At 65.1% G+C, this 17,372-nt stretch carries 15 protein-coding genes; 9 read left to right on the plus strand and 6 right to left on the minus strand.

Translation table 11 applies throughout. The annotated features are described in order from the left end of the window. Positions 1 to 30 precede the first annotated feature (30 nt). Positions 31 to 672, plus strand: coding sequence for a phosphoribosylanthranilate isomerase (locus PP1Y_RS21025; protein WP_013834000.1), 642 nt, complete (start codon positions 31 to 33; stop codon positions 670 to 672). A gap of 91 nt (positions 673 to 763) precedes the next feature. On the opposite strand, the gene PP1Y_RS21030 is transcribed toward PP1Y_RS21025, so the two are convergent. After that, a complete protein-coding gene (locus tag PP1Y_RS21030; protein WP_041559065.1) occupies positions 764 to 1,231 on the minus strand; it encodes an outer membrane protein in 468 nt (155 codons plus the stop codon). 248 nt (positions 1,232 to 1,479) lie between these two features. On the opposite strand from PP1Y_RS21030, the gene trpB reads away from it, so the two are divergent. Genes trpB through PP1Y_RS21045 form a run of 3 tightly spaced genes read left to right on the plus strand, consistent with a single transcriptional unit; the run spans position 1,480 to position 4,840 of the window. Next, positions 1,480 to 2,721 (plus strand): tryptophan synthase subunit beta, encoded by a 1,242-nt coding sequence (gene trpB, locus PP1Y_RS21035; RefSeq protein ID WP_013834002.1) that lies wholly within the window; start codon positions 1,480 to 1,482, stop codon positions 2,719 to 2,721. A 3-nt stretch (positions 2,722 to 2,724) separates the two neighbouring features. Further along, positions 2,725 to 3,501: a tryptophan synthase subunit alpha gene (gene trpA / locus PP1Y_RS21040; RefSeq protein WP_013834003.1), complete on the plus strand. Its 777-nt coding sequence runs from the start codon at positions 2,725 to 2,727 to the stop codon at positions 3,499 to 3,501. Positions 3,502 to 3,505: 4 nt separating this feature from the next. Then, positions 3,506 to 4,840 carry a folylpolyglutamate synthase/dihydrofolate synthase family protein gene (locus PP1Y_RS21045; RefSeq protein ID WP_013834004.1) on the plus strand — a complete coding sequence of 445 codons (1,335 nt, stop codon included), beginning with the start codon at positions 3,506 to 3,508 and terminating at the stop codon, positions 4,838 to 4,840. Positions 4,841 to 4,905: 65 nt separating this feature from the next. Here the strand turns inward: PP1Y_RS21045 and PP1Y_RS21050 are convergent, their stop codons facing one another. After that, on the minus strand, positions 4,906 to 6,618 hold the full coding sequence (locus PP1Y_RS21050; protein ID WP_013834005.1) for an MFS transporter: 1,713 nt from the start codon (positions 6,616 to 6,618) through the stop codon (positions 4,906 to 4,908). Between the two features lie 97 nt (positions 6,619 to 6,715). Between PP1Y_RS21050 and PP1Y_RS21055 the strand changes: the two genes are divergently transcribed. Together PP1Y_RS21055 and rsmD are read left to right on the plus strand one after the other, a co-directional pair. Then, positions 6,716 to 7,660, plus strand: a complete 945-nt coding sequence (locus PP1Y_RS21055) for a pseudouridine synthase (protein ID WP_013834006.1) — start codon at positions 6,716 to 6,718, stop codon at positions 7,658 to 7,660. Beyond that, on the plus strand, positions 7,657 to 8,226 hold the full coding sequence (gene rsmD, locus PP1Y_RS21060; protein WP_013834007.1) for a 16S rRNA (guanine(966)-N(2))-methyltransferase RsmD: 570 nt from the start codon (positions 7,657 to 7,659) through the stop codon (positions 8,224 to 8,226). The genes PP1Y_RS21055 and rsmD overlap by 4 nt, the downstream gene beginning before the upstream one ends. A 69-nt stretch (positions 8,227 to 8,295) precedes the next feature. Here the strand turns inward: rsmD and PP1Y_RS21065 are convergent, their stop codons facing one another. Continuing rightward, on the minus strand, positions 8,296 to 8,889 hold the full coding sequence (locus PP1Y_RS21065; protein WP_013834008.1) for a hypothetical protein: 594 nt from the start codon (positions 8,887 to 8,889) through the stop codon (positions 8,296 to 8,298). 147 nt (positions 8,890 to 9,036) lie between these two features. Between PP1Y_RS21065 and PP1Y_RS21070 the strand changes: the two genes are divergently transcribed. Next, a complete protein-coding gene (locus PP1Y_RS21070) occupies positions 9,037 to 11,313 on the plus strand; it encodes an ATP-dependent helicase (protein ID WP_013834009.1) in 2,277 nt (758 codons plus the stop codon). A 72-nt stretch (positions 11,314 to 11,385) separates the two neighbouring features. On the opposite strand, the gene PP1Y_RS21075 is transcribed toward PP1Y_RS21070, so the two are convergent. Together PP1Y_RS21075 and PP1Y_RS21080 are read right to left on the minus strand one after the other, a co-directional pair. Continuing rightward, positions 11,386 to 12,774 (minus strand): DEAD/DEAH box helicase, encoded by a 1,389-nt coding sequence (locus tag PP1Y_RS21075; protein WP_007014797.1) that lies wholly within the window; start codon positions 12,772 to 12,774, stop codon positions 11,386 to 11,388. Positions 12,775 to 12,930: 156 nt separating this feature from the next. Next, the gene (locus tag PP1Y_RS21080; RefSeq protein ID WP_041559066.1) at positions 12,931 to 13,563 is read right to left on the minus strand and encodes a hypothetical protein; all 633 of its coding nucleotides are present in this window, start codon (positions 13,561 to 13,563) and stop codon (positions 12,931 to 12,933) included. 176 nt (positions 13,564 to 13,739) lie between these two features. Between PP1Y_RS21080 and PP1Y_RS21085 the strand changes: the two genes are divergently transcribed. Then, positions 13,740 to 15,161, plus strand: coding sequence for an FAD-binding oxidoreductase (locus tag PP1Y_RS21085; RefSeq protein WP_013834011.1), 1,422 nt, complete (start codon positions 13,740 to 13,742; stop codon positions 15,159 to 15,161). Positions 15,162 to 15,283: 122 nt separating this feature from the next. After that, positions 15,284 to 16,054, plus strand: a complete 771-nt coding sequence (locus tag PP1Y_RS21090) for a SapC family protein (protein WP_013834012.1) — start codon at positions 15,284 to 15,286, stop codon at positions 16,052 to 16,054. A gap of 319 nt (positions 16,055 to 16,373) precedes the next feature. On the opposite strand, the gene PP1Y_RS21095 is transcribed toward PP1Y_RS21090, so the two are convergent. Further along, positions 16,374 to 17,327 carry an N-formylglutamate amidohydrolase gene (locus tag PP1Y_RS21095; RefSeq protein WP_013834013.1) on the minus strand — a complete coding sequence of 318 codons (954 nt, stop codon included), beginning with the start codon at positions 17,325 to 17,327 and terminating at the stop codon, positions 16,374 to 16,376. Positions 17,328 to 17,372: the final 45 nt, after the last annotated feature.

Consider the following 17,372-nt stretch of genomic DNA (forward strand, 5'->3'; position numbering starts at 1 on the left):
GGGGGCCATTACATAGGCGACGACTGCGCGATGCCAACACCCGAGATCAAGATTTGCGGAATCCGCGAGCCCGGTTCGCTCGATGCGGCGATCCGCGCGCGCGCCGCCTTTGCCGGGTTCGTCTTCTTCCCCAGGAGCCCGCGCAATGTCACGACTGCTGAAGCTGCAGCTCTGTCCGCCCGTGCACAGGGACGCATTTTCCGCGTGGGCCTGTTCGTCGATGCCGACGATGCCATGCTCGGCGAAGCGGTGGCCGCAGCCCGGCTCGACGTCCTGCAGCTCCACGGCAAGGAAACGCCCGAGCGTGCCGCCCAACTGCGCGCACGCTTCGGCATTCCCGTTTGGAAGGCGCTTTCGGTGGCGAGCGAAACGGATGTCGCGCGCGCCGATAGTTATGCCGGCGCCGTCGACCGGGTTCTGTTCGACGCCAAGACGCCTGCGGGCACCCTGCCCGGCGGCATGGGGCTGAGCTTCGACTGGAAGCTGGTGGCGAACTGGAAGGGCGCGGTGGCCTGGGGGCTCGCCGGCGGTCTGACGCCCGACAATGTCGCCCAGGCGCTCGACCTGACTGCAGCGCCGCTCGTCGACACGTCCTCGGGCGTGGAAAGTGCGCCCGGCGTCAAGGACGACGACCTGATCGCCGCCTTCTGCCGCGCAGTCCAGGCGCGCTGAACGCACAAAGAGAAAGGGCGGCCCCTCATGGACCGCCCTTCCCCTGGCTTACGCTCCGAGGAGCGATTTCAGTTCAGGCCTGGGCCCGAAATCAGAACTTCACGCCAACGCCGACGAGGCCGAGATCGGCATCGGGGGTGTTGTCGCCGATGAGCTGGTGCTTGTACTCGACCTTGGCATAGATCTTCTGGCCGAGGTCCTGCTGCCAGCCACCGCCAACGCCGACGGCGCTGTTGCAGTAACGGCAGGGCTTCGACTGCCAGTTGGCCGCAGCGTAGAGCTTGCTGCCCGGGAAGACCTTGACGCCGGCGCGGCCACCAGCACCCCACGAAACGCGGGTGTCGTCGGTCAGGATCTTGTCAGCCGAACCTTCGATGCCGACGAAGAACTTGTCGCCGAAGTCGTAGTCGTAGCCGGCTGCGACGCCCGCAACTGCTTCGCTGTCGCTGCCGTTCCAGATAAGGCCGGTGCGCGCCTCGATACGGGCTTCGTTGGCCATGGCGGGGGTGGCAACAGCTGCGGCAGCAACCGCGGCGAGCGAGACAAGTGCAATACGCATATTTTTAAACTCCAGTATTCTTCCCCCGACCCTCATCGGGGACCGCCCCGCTGGGCCCCGCATCCTTGCCGCCAGATGAACAAAATTATTCAGAAAAGGTCGAAAGTGTCACAAATCGGCCATTTAAGGACACTATCGTGTTATATGCTCACGTGTAGATGCATAATTTGCAATTGAATTCGTGAGTGAAGCTCCCAGCGCGCGAAGGCTCTGGACTTGGCCGCGCTCCTCTGCCAATCGGCCCGATTATGACTTCCATCACGCCCGTGAATTCGCTGCGTTCCCAGCCCGACGAAACCGGTCACTTCGGCAAGTTCGGGGGGCGCTACGTCGCCGAAACGCTGATGCCGCTGATCCTCGATCTCGAGAAGGAGTATCGCAAGGCCAAGCAGGATCCGGCATTCGAGGAAGAGTTCCAGGACCTGCTGAAGAACTTCGTGGGCCGCCCGAACCCGCTTTACTTCGCGCCGCGCCTGACCGAGCACTTCCGCAAGCTGGCGCCCCAGGGCAAGGGCCCGAAGATCTACTTCAAGCGCGAAGACCTCAATCACACCGGCGCGCACAAGATCAACAACTGCATCGGTCAGATCCTGCTGGCGATCCGCATGGGCAAGACCCGGATCATCGCCGAGACCGGCGCCGGTCAGCACGGTGTGGCCACGGCAACCGTCGCCGCGCGCTTCGGCCTGCCCTGCACGATCTTCATGGGCGCCAAGGACGTTGAGCGCCAGAAGCCCAACGTGTTCCGCATGAAGCTGCTGGGCGCCGAGGTCCAGCCCGTCACCAGCGGCGCGGAAACACTGAAAGACGCGATGAACGAGGCGCTGCGCGACTGGGTCGCGAACGTCCACGACACGTTCTACATCATTGGCACCGCGGCAGGACCGCACCCCTATCCGGAACTCGTGCGCGACTTCCAGAGCGTGATCGGCAACGAGACCCGCCAGCAGGTTCTCGAAGCCGAAGGCCGCCTGCCCGACATGGTTCTGGCCTGCGTGGGCGGCGGATCGAACGCGATCGGCATGTTCCACCCCTTCCTCGACGATCCGGAAGTGGCGATGGTCGGTGTCGAAGCGGCGGGGCACGGTATCGAAACCGGCCAGCACGCCGCCAGCCTAACCGGCGGCAAGCCCGGCATCCTCCACGGCAACAAGACCTACCTGCTGCAGGACGAGGACGGCCAGATCACCGAGGCGCACTCGATCAGCGCCGGTCTCGACTATCCCGGCCTCGGGCCCGAGCATTCCTGGCTGCACGAAAGCGGCCGCGTGCGCTACGTGCCGATCACCGATGACGAATCGCTCGAGGCGTTCAAGCTGTGCTGCGCACTCGAAGGGATCATCCCGGCGCTCGAAAGCGCTCACGCGCTGGCCGCCCTACCGCAGCTCACTGCCGAAATGGACGAGGACAAGATCCTCGTCGTCAACGTCTCGGGCCGCGGCGACAAGGACATCTTCACCGTCGCCGAAGTGCTGGGAGTGGAACTCTAAGACATGACCCGCTTCGAATCTGCCTTTTCCAAGGGCCCTGCGCTCGTCTGCTTCATTACCGGCGGTGACGGCGATACGGCAGCCAATCTCGACGCGCTTGTCGAAGGCGGCGCCGACGTAATCGAACTGGGCATGCCCTTTACCGATCCGATGGCCGATGGCCCCGCGATTCAGGAAGCGAACCTGCGCAGTCTCGCCAAGGGCACGCGCACGGCCGACATCTTCCGCATGGCCGCCGAATTTCGCGCCCGCCACCCGCAAGTACCGCTGGTGCTGATGGGCTATGCCAACCCGATGACGATTCGCGGGTCGGAATGGTTCGCGCAGGAATGCCGCAAGGCCGGTGTCGACGGCGTCATCTGCGTGGACGTTCCGCCCGAGGAAGACCCCGAACTCGGTCCGGCGCTGCGCGAGGCCGGCGTTTCGCTGATCCGCCTGGCGACGCCGACGACCGACACTGCCCGTCTTCCGACCGTTCTCGAAGGCTCTTCCGGCTTCCTCTACTACGTATCGGTTGCAGGGATCACCGGCATGCAGCAGGCCGCGCAGGCCTCGATCGAGGACGCCGTAGCCCGGCTCAAGGCCGCTTCGGACATTCCCGTGGCCGTCGGCTTCGGGGTGCGCACGCCCGAGCAGGCCGGGAAGATCGCCAAGGTCGCAGATGGCGTGGTCGTCGGCTCGGCCTTCATCGACCTCGTCAAGCAGCATGGCGACAATGCCGCAGGTCCTTTGCGCGAACTGACCGCGGCATTGGCCCAGGCGGTACATTCGGCACGCTGATCCCATGCGCGACTTTGCGGTTTCGGACGACCCCCGCGTCCAGACCCAGCTCGATCGCCTCGGCGCCCTTTCGGTGCCGCAGGGCCGCATCGGTCTCGACGTTGTGCGCGTGCTGCTCGAACGGCTCGGCAATCCGCAGCGCAACCTGCCACCGGTGTTCCACGTCGCCGGGACCAACGGCAAGGGATCGACCTGCGCCTTCCTGCGCGCCGCGCTGGAAGCAGCCGGCAAGACCGTCCACGTCTTCACCAGCCCGCATCTCGTGCGCTTCAACGAACGCATCCGTGTTTCGGGCAAGCTGATCGAGGACGAAACGCTGGCCCGGCACTTGGACGAAGTGCTGGACGTGGCCGAGGCCGCCGGGATCGGCGCAAGTTTCTTCGAAGTGTCGACCGCGGCGGCTTTCCTTGCCTTCTCGCGCCATCCTGCCGATGCCTGCGTGATCGAGGTCGGCCTTGGCGGCCGCTACGACGCGACCAATGTCATCGAGACCCCGGTAGTGGGCGGCATCGCCTCGCTCGGCATCGACCACGAGGCTTTCCTCCTCGTGCCCGAAGACAATGTGCCGAGCGATGCCATGGCCCGTATCGCCTTCGAGAAGGCGGGCATTGCCAAGTCCGGCGCGGCGTTGGTCACGCTCGACTATACACCGGCGATGAATCAGGCGATCCAGGGGCAGGCCGCCATCGTCGGCGCGCCGGTGATCCGCCGCGGCCAGGACTGGACGATCGTCGCTTCGCCCGAAGGGCTCACGTACTCGGACGCCCAAGGCAGCCTGTCGCTGCCCACGCCCCGCATGCCGGGCCTGCACCAGGGCGTGAACGCCGGACTGGCCATCGCCATGCTGCGCCACCAGCAGGCCGTCGAGATCCCGGAAAGCGCCTATGCCGAGGCGATGGTCCAAGCCAGCTGGCCTGCCCGCCTGCAACGGCTCGGCAATGGTCCGCTGACGGCGCTGCTTCCTGCAGGCACCGCTTGCTGGCTCGACGGCGGGCATAACCCGGACGCCGGCAACGCCATCGCCACGCATTTCCGGCGGCCGACCAGGGTTCACCTCGTTCTTGGCATGCTGGCCAACAAGGCCCCGCAGGCCTTGCTCGAACCGCTGCGCGAAAGACTTGCCAGCGTCACGGTCGTGCCGGTGCCCGGCCACGATTGCCATGACGTCGAAGCCTTCCGCCAGGTCCCGGATATCCCCGCCCCCGTTGCAGCGGCCAATGTTCGCGAGGCGCTGTCAGCGCTCCGGATCGATGCGCAGCAGGATGACGTCGTACTGATCGGCGGCTCGCTGTACCTCGCCGGTACGGTGCTGCGGGACAACGACGAAATTCCCGACTAGGCGCCGCCCCGGCTTACGCTGGCGCCGCGCGATGGCTTGAATAGCTCAGGGCAGGATCGAGCCGGTCAGGCGCCTTCGAGCGCGGTCGCGTCGATGCCCGATGCCCGGCCCAGCCTTGCAACGCGCGCCCACTCGATCAGGCACAGGACGACCGCGACCATCCCCATGGCCGTGGTGAGCAGGAACACCGGATAATAGCCGTATTCCTCGATCATCTGCCCGAGTGCGCCGCGCCCGAGCGTGCCGACCAGCAAGGTCAGGGATGACAGCAAGGCGTACTGGACGGCGCTGTAGCCCTTGGCGACGACCGAGGAGAGATATGCGACGAAAGCCGCGCCGGCGATGCCCACGGCAATGTTCTCGCCCGCGATCGCCAGCATCAGCTTGGCCAGCCGCTGGTCTCCGCCAAGGTGCGAGACGAGCCAGGTGAAGCCGCTCGCATCGCTGACCGCGGCAATACGCGCGCCGCCCAGGGCAAGATCGGCATAGAGCAGGTTCGTCAGGGCGGCGATCAGCGCACCGAAGGTCAGCGTGGCCATGCGTCCCATGACCGTGAGCAAGGTTCCGCCCAGCGCCAGTCCGACGACGAGCGCGCCGACGCCGAAGAACTTGGAAGCAATCGCGACCTCGTCCTTGGAGTACTTCAGTTCGCCAAGGTAGAACGGATAGGCAAAGCTGCCCCAGATCGCATCGGTGATCCGGTAGGTCAGCACCAGTGCGAAAACGAGGATGACCGCCCAGCCCAGTCGCCCGACGAAATCGGTCAGGGGCAGGATCAGGGCGCGGTAGCCATGGTCGACGAAGCGGTCCATCGCGCTGCGGGCGGGGCTCGCGGCGGTCAGCACGTAGCGCCCCTTGTCCTTCATGCGCACCAGCCATGCAGCCACCAGCGCCGGCACGACGACGGTGGCGATGACCACAAGCGGTCCCTTCGTAGCGATGAAGGCGACCGAATCGGGGCGTGTTTCCGGATCGCTGCCAAGCGAGCGGACCATGAACAGGCCCACCGTGATCAGCGCCCAGGCCCAGAGCAGGCCGATGCCGAAAAGCGCCCACTTGCGCACGCGCGGATCGATCTCGCCCGCTTCGCGCAGTGCCAGCAGCTCATCTTCGGCAGCGCCGATCGTGGCGGCGGTGACTTCGGCATCGGGCGCGAAGAGACCCAGCACGCCGACAAGCGCAATGATTGCCCCCATCGTCGCATAGACCGTCGGCCAGTCGGTGCGCTCGGCCAAGAACAGCGCCAGCGCGCCGCCGACCAGCGCCGCGATGCGATAGCCCATTTGATAGACGGTCGAGAGCATGTCGATCGTCGCTTCCTCGTCGGCGACATCGACCCGCCAGGCATCGACGACGACGTCCTGCGTCGCCGACGCAAAGGCGCCGATCCCGGCGAGCAGCGAGAACCAGCCAAGGGCCGTGAGCGGATTGAGGGTCGAAAGGACCAGCAGGATCAGCCCCAGCATGAGCTGCGCCGAGACGATCCACTGCTTGCGCTTGCCGAGCCGCTTGAGCAGCGGCAGTTCCACCCGGTCGAGCAAGGGCGACCAGAGGAACTTGAACGAGTAGGCAAGGCCGATCAGCGAGAATACGCCCATCGTCTCCAGATCGACCTTGGCGTCGGACAGCCATGCGTAGAGCGTGCCGAGCAGCAGCGCGTAAGGCAGGCCCGATGCGAAGCCGAACAGTGCCATGAAACCCGTCTTGCGGTTCCCGAGTGCTCGAAGGACGCGGCGCCAGCCCGGCTTCTTCGGCTGATCTGTCGCGGCTGCGGCCATTCATGAAACTCCATCGGCGTGCGGGGTTTCGGGATACGCAGCCCCCACCTGTATGGGAAGGCTGGATGAACCGGCGATCAACAGCTAAGGCGCTGCCATGGCCAGACCTCCCCAGAAACCCGGTGAACCGAGACGCCCGCGCGCGGCCACCGGCAGCAAGCGTCCCCTCAACAGCCGTCCCGGCAGCGACAAAAACCGTCCCGGCAGCGACGACGCGCGCGGCAATGCGCCGCGCAAGCCTCGTGTCCCGCGCCCGGCCGCACCGCCGACGCCCCGCGATCCCTCGCTGCCCGAGCGCGAGGGCGAACGGATCGCCAAGCTGCTCGCCCGCGCTGGCGTCGCCAGCCGCCGCGAAGCGGAACGCATGATCGCCGAGGGCCGCGTCAAGCTGGGCGACGAGCCGATTACCGCGCCCTCGACCGTCCTGAAGGATCTGCGCGGCGTAACCGTCGACGGCCAGCCGGTGAAGGCACCCGAGGCGACCCGCCTGTTCGTCTTCCACAAGCCTGCCGGACTGCTGACCGCCGAACGCGATCCCGCCGGCCGCCCGACGATCTACAATGCCCTGCGCAATGCCCTGCCTGCCGGCAGCGGCCGGGTCATGCCGATCGGCCGACTTGACCTCAACACCGAGGGCCTGCTGCTGCTGACCAACGACGGCGAGTTCAAGCGCCAGCTGGAACTGCCCGCCAACGGCGTCCCGCGCACCTACCGCGCCCGCGCTTTCGGCGATATCACGCAGGCCCAGCTCGAGGACCTGATCGACGGCATCGAGATCGACGGCATCCAATACGGCAAGATCGACGCGAATATGGAGCGTCGGACGGGGCGCAACCAGTGGATCGAAATGACCCTGACCGAGGGCAAGAACCGCGAAGTGCGCCGCGTGCTGGAACATCTCGGCCTGAAGGTCAGCCGCCTGCTGCGCATTTCCTACGGCCCCTTCGTGCTGGGCGACCTGCCCAAGGGCACGGTCGGAGAAGTTTCGCAGCGCGATCTCGAGACCTTCCGCCGCTCCCTCGGCAAGGGCAAAGGCGAATGAAGGGCACAAGTACCGGCCTGCGAATCGTTGCCGGCGCTTGGCGCGGGCGCAAGCTGGCTACGCCCGAAGGTGACGCGACGCGTCCGACCGCCGACCGCACCCGCGAGACGTTGTTCTCGATGCTGACGAGCCGCCTCGGCACGTTCGAAGGGCTGAAGGTCGCCGACCTGTTCGCAGGCTCCGGCGCGCTCGGCCTCGAAGCCCTGTCGCGCGGCGCAGCGCATTGCCTCTTCGTCGATCAGGACGCTGCCGCGATCCGCGCCATCCGTCGCAACATCGCCAACCTGCAGGCCCAGTCGCAATGCGACGTTCGGGCCTGCTCGGCACTCTCGCTGGGTCCGGCGAAGGAGCCGCTCGACCTCGTGCTGCTCGATCCGCCTTACGATACCGGAGCCGGTGCGGTCGCCGTGGACAAGCTCACGCGACTCGGCTGGATCGGGGAAACCACCTGGGTGAGCCTGGAGACGGCGCGCGGCGAGGACGTTGCGATCCGCGGGTTCGAAACCGACGCCGTACGCGATGTCGGCAAGGCACGGCTCCAAATCCTGCGCCGCATCGAATCCTGATATTGCGCCGATATGAAGTGGGCCCCGCCACGCGGCGGGACCCTTTTCGTACTCAAAAAACCGGGGCCGTTACTTGCCTCCGGGATTGCGGCAGCTGTCCTGCACGGTCTTGCTGCAGACCGGATAATCCTTGTTCATCGCAGAGGCAGGCGGCGGCGTCAGCGCCCCCTTGTAGGGGCCGCCCTGATAGCTTTCGTCCGCAGGCATCGCGGGGCGCACGGCCTGTTCGGCCGCTTGCGGCGCAGGCACCCCGGCAGTCGGCATGCCCTCGCCGGGTGGATTCGCCTGTGTTGCAGGGGTTGTGGGAGTTTCGCCGTTGAGCTGCTGGATGATCGACGCCCACGCGGTTTCACGCTGCTGCGGGCTCATCTTGTAGACCTGTCCGCGCTGGTCGGGCGTCAGGGCCCAGTACCCTTCCTGCCGCTCGGGAACGAGCGTCCAGTAATAGCCCTTGTACTCGTCCGGCCAGGCATCGTACTCGGCCTGACGGTCTGCCGGCCAGCCGTCGTACATGGCCTGCTGCTCCGGCGTCAGCGTTACCGGCGCCGCCGAGGCGACTCGCGCCGGATCGGCGGCTGCAGGCGGCGCGTTCTGGGCCAGTAGCGCACCGGGCAAGGCCGCCAGAGCAAGCGCCGATCCGCCTGCGAGAATCGATTTTCGCATGGTCTCTCTCCACTGTGTATCCGTTGCCGGACCGACGTTTCACGCCCGGGAATGTTCCATGCATGCGGCAAAGCGGCCTTGCGCCGCGATGTTCCGTTCCCTAGTTGTTCACGTGTGAACAGCCTGCAAGATACCTCGCCCAGCGGCATGCCTGCCGCCAGCAACGATCCCCTGATCGACGGCCTCAACGCGCCCCAGAAGGAGGCCGTGCTGACCACCGAAGGGCCGGTCCTGATGCTGGCAGGCGCAGGCACGGGCAAGACCGCCGCCCTTACCCGGCGTCTTGCCAACATCATCCGCAATCGCCTTGCATGGCCAAGCGAAGTGCTGTGCGTCACTTTCACCAACAAGGCCGCGCGCGAAATGCGCGACCGGGTCGGCCAGCTCGTCGGCCCCGCGGTCGAGGGCATGCCGTGGCTCGGCACCTTCCACGCCATCGCTGCCAGGATGCTGCGCCGCCATGCCGAACTGGTGGGGCTGCAACCCAACTACACGATCATCGACACCGACGATCAGCTGCGCCTGCTCAAGCAGCTCATCCAGGCCGAAGGCGTCGATGAAAAGCGCTTCCCCGCCCGCCAGCTTGCCGGGTGCATCGATCGCTGGAAGAACCGCGGGCTGAATCCGCAGGATCTCGATGCAGCGGAGAACGAAGCCTATGCCAACGGCCGCGGCCAGAAGTTCTACAGCCTCTACCAGGACCGCCTGAAGACGCTGAACGCCTGCGACTTCGGTGACCTGCTGCTGCACATGCTCAACATCCTGCGCACCCATCGCGAGGTGCTGGAGCAGTACCAGCAGCGCTTCAAGTACGTCATGGTGGACGAATATCAGGACACCAACCAGGTCCAGTACCTGTGGCTGCGCCTGATCGCGCAGGGCCGCCAGAACATTTGCGTGGTGGGTGACGACGACCAGTCGATCTATTCATGGCGCGGCGCAGAAGTCGCCAATATCCTGCGCTTCGAAAAGGATTTTCCCGGCGCGAAAGTGATCCGGCTCGAACAGAACTACCGCTCGACGCCCGAGATCCTTGCCGCTGCCTCGGGCCTCATCAACGAGAACAGCCAGCGCCTCGGCAAGACCTTGTGGACCGAGCGCCACCCCGGGGACAAGGTGCGCGTGATCGGCGTCTGGGATGCACCGGAAGAAGCGCGCCGCGTGGGCGACGAGATCGAGCGGCTCGAGCGCGAGGGCGCCCCGCTGGACCAGATGGCCATTCTCGTGCGCGCGCAGTACCAGACGCGCGAGTTCGAAGACCGCTTCATCTCGATCGGCCTCAAGTACCGGATCGTCGGCGGTTTCCGTTTTTACGAACGCGCCGAAATCCGCGATGCGCTGGCCTACCTGCGCGTTATCGCCCAGCCCGCCGACGACCTCGCTTTCGAGCGCATCTACAATGCCCCGAAGCGCGGACTTGGCGCCAAGGCGCTGGAGAAGCTGCACCAGCTCGCGCGCCGCCAGGGCATCCCTCTTGCCGCGGCCGCCATCGAAATCGTCGATACCGACGAACTGCCCGCCCGTGCGCGCAACACTTTCCTGTCGCTGATGCGCGACTTCGCCCGGTGGCGCGATCTGGAGAAGACGGAGAACCCGGCGGACCTGATGCGCACCGTTCTCGACGAAAGCGGCTATACCGACGCGCTGCAGGCCGAGCGGACAGCCGAAGCCTCCGGACGGCTGGAAAACCTTGTCGAGCTTGCCCGCGCCATGGAAGAGTACGAAAGCCTCGGCGACTTCCTCGAGCATGTCAGCCTCGTCATGGACAACGACGCGGCCAGCGACGAGGAAAAGGTCACGATCATGACCATGCACGCCGCCAAGGGCCTGGAATTCGACCACGTATTCCTGCCTGGCTGGGAGGAAGGCGTGTTTCCCTCGCAGCGTTCGCTGGACGAAGGCGGCCTTGCCAGCCTCGAGGAAGAGCGCCGCCTTGCCTATGTCGCGATCACCCGGGCGCGCCGCAAGTGCACCATCCTCCACGCCGCCAACCGCCGCATCTACGGCCAGTGGACCAGCTCGATCCCCTCGCGCTTCATCGCCGAATTGCCCGAAGATCACGTCGAAAGCGAGACGACGCTCACCGGCGGTGCTTCGCTGTGGCGCGCGCAGTGGTCAGAACATGCCGATCCCTTCGCCGACGTCGCCCGCGCCCAACCCGCGCGCACGATGACGCGCGGCCCGGGCTGGCAGCGGGCTGCCGCACGCGAATTCGAAACGAAACCCCGCCGGATCGCCGAGACGACGCGCAGCGCGGCCAGCTTCGCGGCCAAGCCGCGCACCGATATCGCCATCGGCGCGCGCGTGTTTCACGAGAAGTTCGGCTACGGCACCGTGGCCGGGCAGGAAGGCAACAAGCTGGAGATCGACTTCGAGCAGTCGGGCCGCAAGCGCGTGATCGACAGCTTCGTCAAGATCGCCTGACGCGGCGGCGGAACCGGAACGGTCACCGCCGCACGATCACGCGCGACCGGTCTCGACCGCGCGACCGCAATCTCAGGCCAGTGCGGAGACCTTGAGGAATTCGGGAACCGGACCGTTCCAGCCGTCATCGGCGGGCTCGGCCTCGCTACGGCGCTGGCGGCGTTCGCGGCGTGGCTCCTCGGCAGGTGCACGCGCTTCACGTCGCGGCGCACGCCTGGCCGACTCCTCGCGCTTTTCCGGAACCTCGCGCTTTTCCGGAACCTCGCGCCTGTCCGTATCCCTTGCCGTCTCTCTGGACGCACGGCGCGCCTTCGGCTTCTCCTCGCGCGCCTCTTCGGCTTCTTCGGTCTGGAGATCGAACAGCGGTATCTTGTGCCCGGTCAGCTTCTCGACATTGTCGATAGCTTCGGCATCCTCGGGCGCCACGAACGTGAATGCGCGGCCTGAAGCGCCGCCGCGGCCGGTGCGACCGATGCGGTGGACGTAATCGTCTGGGTGCCAGGGCGTGTCGAAGTTGAAGACGTGGCTCACGCCCTTCACGTCGAGACCCCGGGCCGCCACATCGGAGGCGACGAGGATGTTCACGTCGCCGCTCTTGAAACGGTCGAGTTCGGCGAGGCGCGCAGGCTGGTCCATGTCGCCATGGATCTCGCCGGCACCGAAGCCGTGGCCCTTCAGGCTCTTGGCCAGTTCGCGCACGGTCGTCTTGCGGTTGCAGAAGACGATGGCGGTCGAGACATTGTCGGTCCGCAGCAGGTGTCGCAGGACTTCGCGCTTCTTGCGGGCCGTCACGGCAACCTTGTGCTGGACGATGTTGATGTTGGCCGTCGCCGGGCGCGCCACTTCGATGTACTTGGGGTTCGACAGGAAGCGGTCCGACAGCTTCTTGATCGGCGGCGGCATCGTTGCCGAGAACAGCATCGTCTGGCGATTGGTCGGCAGCTTCGAGCAGATGTTCTCGATGTCGGGGATGAAGCCCATGTCGAGCATGCGGTCCGCTTCGTCGATGACGAGCAGTTCGCAGCCCGTCAGCAGGATCTTCCCGCGTTCGAACAGATCCATCAGGCGGCCCGGCGTGGCGATGAGAACGTCCACGCCCTCGGTCAGAGCCTTCACCTGGTCGCCCATCTGCACACCGCCGATGAGCAGCGCCATCTTCAGGTCGTGGTTCTTGCCGTACTTCTCGAAATTCTCGGCAACCTGGGCGGCAAGTTCGCGAGTCGGCTCGAGGATCAGCGAGCGCGGCATCAGCGCGCGGCGGCGGCCATGCGCAAGAATGTCGATCATCGGCAACACGAAGCTGGCCGTCTTGCCGGTGCCGGTCTGGGCGATGCCGATGAGATCCTTCATCATCAGGACCGGCGGAATCGCTTGGGCCTGGATCGGAGTCGGTTCGGTATAGCCCGCGGCTTCCACCGCTTGCAGCAATTCTTCAGACAGGCCGAGATCGGCAAAGTTCATAGGCGAACAAGTTTCCGGAAATACGAGAGTAACAGGTCGCAAGGAAGCTAGCGGGATTTTGCATCACCGCGCGCATCGTTTGTGCAACTGGCCGCGCCCTATGCGTGATCCAGTATAAAAGTCAAGGAAATCCGCGAAAGAGCTGCGCGAATTCGCTCAATGATCGACTTCAACCAATTGGCGGATCCGGGTGAGCTTGCAATTCATGCCACTGCGCGAAAGCAGCGTGTCGCGGTCGACGCACAATTGTCCGTCGGATGTATGCGACAGGTAAAAGCCGGAATAGAAGTCCCGTGCCCTGCAGGCCCGCTCCAGTTCGGCACTGACGAGACGCCGGTCGCGCATGAACAGGAGCAGGCGATTGTCGCCATCCGGCTGAACCCCGGCGATGCCCGCGATCGACAGACACTTGCCGATCTTTCGCTCGGAAAAATGCGAACCGATCTCGCCATCGGGAAGGCCCACGAACATGTCGGGCGGCGCGGTGCGCGGGCTGCGTGGGGTAATGCGGATCGTCATGCGCTGCTCGATCCTGACCTGCCATGCATCCTGCGGCTCCACCCGCTGAAAGGCAGAAACGGTGAATGGCCAGGCAGGAAGCGCGGCGCGCGTCTCGTCACTGAACGGCACGGCATCGGCTTCGCGCCTGGAATAGACCGCCGTGCCGTCATCGTCGGGCAGCCAGCCCGCATCGAATCCGCTCTTATCCATCGACCGCTCGCTATCGACCAGGCCTGCTGCCGGAAGCAGCACCATGATCGGATAAAGCATCGCAGTCGCAAGATTCATCGTCGAGCAGGTTCCCTGAACACGGTGACGCCGTAAGTGCAGCCATAGCCCATGAGCTTGAACCACCGCTTAACTTGAAACGGAAGTCGATCACATCGCGCACGGTCAGGCAAGGCGTGCAAGCAATTGCAAGGATTGAGGATGAAACGGCCAGTTCGCTGTGGCATAGCGAACTCATGAACGGTTCCGACACATTTTTCGAAGAAGCCCTCTCCCTGCTTGGCCCTCGCGGAATCACGCGCGACCCCGATCTTGTTGCACCTTCGCTGACCGATTGGCGCGGACGCTACACCGGGCGCGCGATCGGCGTGGCCTCTCCCGCCAGCACCGCCGAAGTCGTCGCCCTCGTCAAGCTATGCGGGGCCCATGGCGTACCTATCGTGCCGCAAGGCGGTAACAGCGGCATGTCGGGCGGGGCCACCCCGGACGAATCGGGCACAGCTGTGGTCCTTTCGCTGCGGCGCATGAACGCGATTCGCGAGATCGACACCGAAGGTCGCCGCGCCACCTGCGAGGCCGGCGTGGTGCTGCAGACACTGCACGAAGCGGCAGATGCCAAGGGCCTGCGCTTTCCGCTCACCCTGGGCGGAAAAGGTTCTGCGACCGTGGGCGGCCTGATCTCCACGAACGCCGGCGGCTGCCAGGTCCTGCGCCATGGCTCCATGCGCGCGCTCGTCCTGGGCCTCGAGGCTGTCCTGCCTGACGGCCAGGTCTTCTCGATGCTGACGCCGCTGAAGAAGGACAATCGCGGCTTCGACCTCAAGCAATTGCTGATCGGCTCAGAAGGCACGATGGGCGTCGTCACCGCGGCCACGCTCAAGCTGCTGCCCGCCGTCGCCGACCGCGTCGTGATCTGGGCAGGCGTGCCCGCCCTTGGCGATGCGCGCAAGCTCATGCTGTTTTGCGAAGACGCCATGGGCGAGGCGCTCGAAGGCTTCGAGGTGCTACCCCAGGCCTGTCTCGATGCCGTGCTGCATCACTTGCCCGATTCCCGCGCGCCGTTGGAAGGGCGCCACGGTTGGCACGTACTGATCGAAGTCGTGGCCGATCGCGCCGCGGCCGATACGCTGCGCGAGCGGTGCGAAACCATGATGGCCGCGGCTTTCGAGAGCGAACTGGTCGAAGACGCCGTCATGTCGGCCAGCGAAGCCCAGGCCGAAGCCTTCTGGTTGCTGCGCGAATCGATTTCTCCCGCCGAGCGCGAGCGCGGACCGGCGATGCAGCACGACATTTCCGTGCCGGTCGAGAAGATGCCAGAATTCGTCGAGACGACGGCGCCGATGATCGAGGCGAAATGGCCCGGCACGGAAGCCGTCGCTTTCGGGCACCTGGGCGATGGCAACGTGCACTATCATGTCATTGCGCCGAACGTGGAGGACGCACTCGCCTGGCAGACCGGCCCGGGCAAGGACATCAGCCGTTATGTGCACGATCTCGTAACCGAGTGGGGCGGCTCGATTTCGGCCGAGCACGGCATCGGGCAGATGAAGCGCGACGAACTGGCGCGTCTCGGCGATCCGGTCGCTCTGTCCATGCTGCGGGCGGTCAAGCAGGCAATCGATCCGAAGGGCATTCTCAACCCCGGCAAACTGATCTGAAGCGCTCCGCAAAAAGGAGGTCCTGTGCCCGTGCGCAACGCGGCCAGCGCGCTTGCGCGCCTGCAACCCAGCCACTAAAGCGACCTATCCAAAAATCTACCCAGCCTGCGGAGAAGATCGTAATGGCCAGCGCGCCGCAAAATTCTGCCCTGCCCTTGTTCTACAAGGACCTTATCCCGCTCAATTCACAGCAGCATGCCTCGTGGAAGACGCGCGCGACCGACAAGGCCACCTGGCTGGTCGGGGTGAATTCCGTCCCGCTCACGGTCGAGGAATTCCCGCAGGCCCAGCGCAACTTCCCCATCATCTTCACCACTGGCGACAATCCGGTCCCACTCGCGCTGATGGGCATGAACGAGGGCGTGAACGTCTTTGTCGACGAAGACGGCACCGTGAACTCCCCGGTCTACATCCCGGCTTATGTCCGTCGTTACCCCTTCATGCTCGCCAAGCTGCGTCAGGAAAGCGATGAACTCTCGCTGTGCTTCGACCCGACCAGCGACCTTGTCGGCGAGCTTGACGAAGGCCAGGCGCTCTTCGACGGCGCAGATCCGGCCGAAGCCACCAAGAACATGCTCCAGTTCTGTGAGAACTTCGAGATCGCGGGCAACAAGACCGCCAACTTCATCGCCGAGCTCAAGAAGCACGACCTGCTGATGGACGGCGAGCTGAACATCGAGACCGGCCAGGGCCAGCCTTTCAACTATCGCGGCTTCCAGATGGTCAACGAGGAAAAGCTGCGCGAGATGCGCGGCGACATCCTGCGCCAGTGGAACCAGAACGGGATGCTGCCGCTGATCTACGCACACCTGTTCTCGCTCGAACTCGTGCGTGACATTTTCGGCCGCCAGATCAGCCAGGGCAAGGGCCCTCTGGTGCCGGCCAACGCCTGACCGAAAAACCGATGCGGACGAGGGTTTTGACAAATTTGTCACACTCTCGTCCAATTCGCCACGGTCGGTTCGGAAACTTCGTGCAAAGCGATTCCGAGTTGTTTTAAAGAACCTCTTGAATCTCGCCTCAGGCCTGCATATTATTGCAATGCCTGATCGGCGCTACCCTCATGGCCCGGTCGGGTTGGTGCACATCGTGCACCTCCTCCCTGAACCTTGGCCACCTCGTGCATCGCACGAGGTGGTTTTTTAATGGCCAGAGAGAGTTTTCAGAAAACCCGGCGAAAACCGCCAGATTTCGCCAACTTATGCGCGCAAGTCATTCTGCAGCCAGCGGCCACTCCCTGCCGCCGGCAGCCTGCCCGAGATCGGCGACGACAGCCGCCAGACGTTGGACCATTGCCACGAGCACATCGACGACTCGCGGCAGGCCCTCTCCCGGCTCGGAAAGATTCGCATCGAGATAGCAACTGCGGTCGATCTCGAGCTGGAAAGCATGCAGCCCGCGCTGCGGCTGCGCGTGGCGTTCAAGCACGTAACCCCCGGCATAAGGGCGATTGTGTGCAGCCGGCAGGCCGTGCTCCGCGAAATGGGCAAAGGCCGTGGCGATCACGCTGCCGTGGCAAGTCACACCGAATCGGTCGCCGACGACATATTGCGCGCCCGTAACGCCGAATCGATTCGGCAACGGCGGCATCGAATGCAAATCCAGCAGCAGTGCCGCCCCCCAGCGCTCACGCAGATTGCCCAACTGCTCGGCCAGGGCGTCATGATAAGGCGCGTGAATCCCATCGACCCGGGCGGTAAGATCCTGCCTTGCGTGGCGCGAACGCCACAGTTCTCCCAGGCCGGGCAAGCGCCGCGGAATCAGCCCCAGCCCGCTCAGGACCCGCCGGCTCGGCATCTCTCCATTGCGCTCGGGCCGCGCCGAACGCTCGAACATTTCCCAATCGATATCCTCGGGCGCGCGATTGAGATCGATCATCGCTCGCGGGGCGTGGGCCATCAGCAGGCTCGCCCCGGTTCGCGCCGCGATCTCCTCGCCAAGACGATCGACGTAACGGTCCTCCAGCCGCAGCGAGACCGACTCGGGATGGCGCATCTCGCGCAGCAGGCCGCTGGGGTAGACCCTGCCCGCATGGGGGACGGCAACGAGTACGGGTATCGCCGAGGGTTCGGCTGCGGTGATCGTGAAAGCCGGGCTCGCCGGAGCGCCGGGAATCTGCCCTCCCGTTCGTCTTTGCGAATCACTCTCGCCCACTTTGCTCACCATGCCCTTGAAACTGGTCCTTTCACTTTCGCCTGTCAAAACGTCCCG

The sequence above is a fragment of the Novosphingobium sp. PP1Y genome (genome assembly GCF_000253255.1).
GTDB lineage: Bacteria > Pseudomonadota > Alphaproteobacteria > Sphingomonadales > Sphingomonadaceae > Novosphingobium.

Bases quoted from the DNA above. Each gene is read 5' to 3' on its own strand.
- PP1Y_RS21025 (WP_013834000.1), top strand. From the start codon at position 31: ATGCCAACACCCGAGATCAAGATTTGCGGAATCCGCGAGCCCGGTTCG.
- PP1Y_RS21030 (WP_041559065.1), bottom strand. From the start codon at position 1,231: ATGCGTATTGCACTTGTCTCGCTCGCCGCGGTTGCTGCCGCAGCTGTT.
- trpB (WP_013834002.1), top strand. From the start codon at position 1,480: ATGACTTCCATCACGCCCGTGAATTCGCTGCGTTCCCAGCCCGACGAA.
- trpA (WP_013834003.1), top strand. From the start codon at position 2,725: ATGACCCGCTTCGAATCTGCCTTTTCCAAGGGCCCTGCGCTCGTCTGC.
- PP1Y_RS21045 (WP_013834004.1), top strand. From the start codon at position 3,506: ATGCGCGACTTTGCGGTTTCGGACGACCCCCGCGTCCAGACCCAGCTC.
- PP1Y_RS21050 (WP_013834005.1), bottom strand. From the start codon at position 6,618: ATGGCCGCAGCCGCGACAGATCAGCCGAAGAAGCCGGGCTGGCGCCGC.
- PP1Y_RS21055 (WP_013834006.1), top strand. From the start codon at position 6,716: ATGGCCAGACCTCCCCAGAAACCCGGTGAACCGAGACGCCCGCGCGCG.
- rsmD (WP_013834007.1), top strand. From the start codon at position 7,657: ATGAAGGGCACAAGTACCGGCCTGCGAATCGTTGCCGGCGCTTGGCGC.
- PP1Y_RS21065 (WP_013834008.1), bottom strand. From the start codon at position 8,889: ATGCGAAAATCGATTCTCGCAGGCGGATCGGCGCTTGCTCTGGCGGCC.
- PP1Y_RS21070 (WP_013834009.1), top strand. From the start codon at position 9,037: ATGCCTGCCGCCAGCAACGATCCCCTGATCGACGGCCTCAACGCGCCC.
- PP1Y_RS21075 (WP_007014797.1), bottom strand. From the start codon at position 12,774: ATGAACTTTGCCGATCTCGGCCTGTCTGAAGAATTGCTGCAAGCGGTG.
- PP1Y_RS21080 (WP_041559066.1), bottom strand. From the start codon at position 13,563: ATGAATCTTGCGACTGCGATGCTTTATCCGATCATGGTGCTGCTTCCG.
- PP1Y_RS21085 (WP_013834011.1), top strand. From the start codon at position 13,740: ATGAACGGTTCCGACACATTTTTCGAAGAAGCCCTCTCCCTGCTTGGC.
- PP1Y_RS21090 (WP_013834012.1), top strand. From the start codon at position 15,284: ATGGCCAGCGCGCCGCAAAATTCTGCCCTGCCCTTGTTCTACAAGGAC.
- PP1Y_RS21095 (WP_013834013.1), bottom strand. From the start codon at position 17,327: ATGGTGAGCAAAGTGGGCGAGAGTGATTCGCAAAGACGAACGGGAGGG.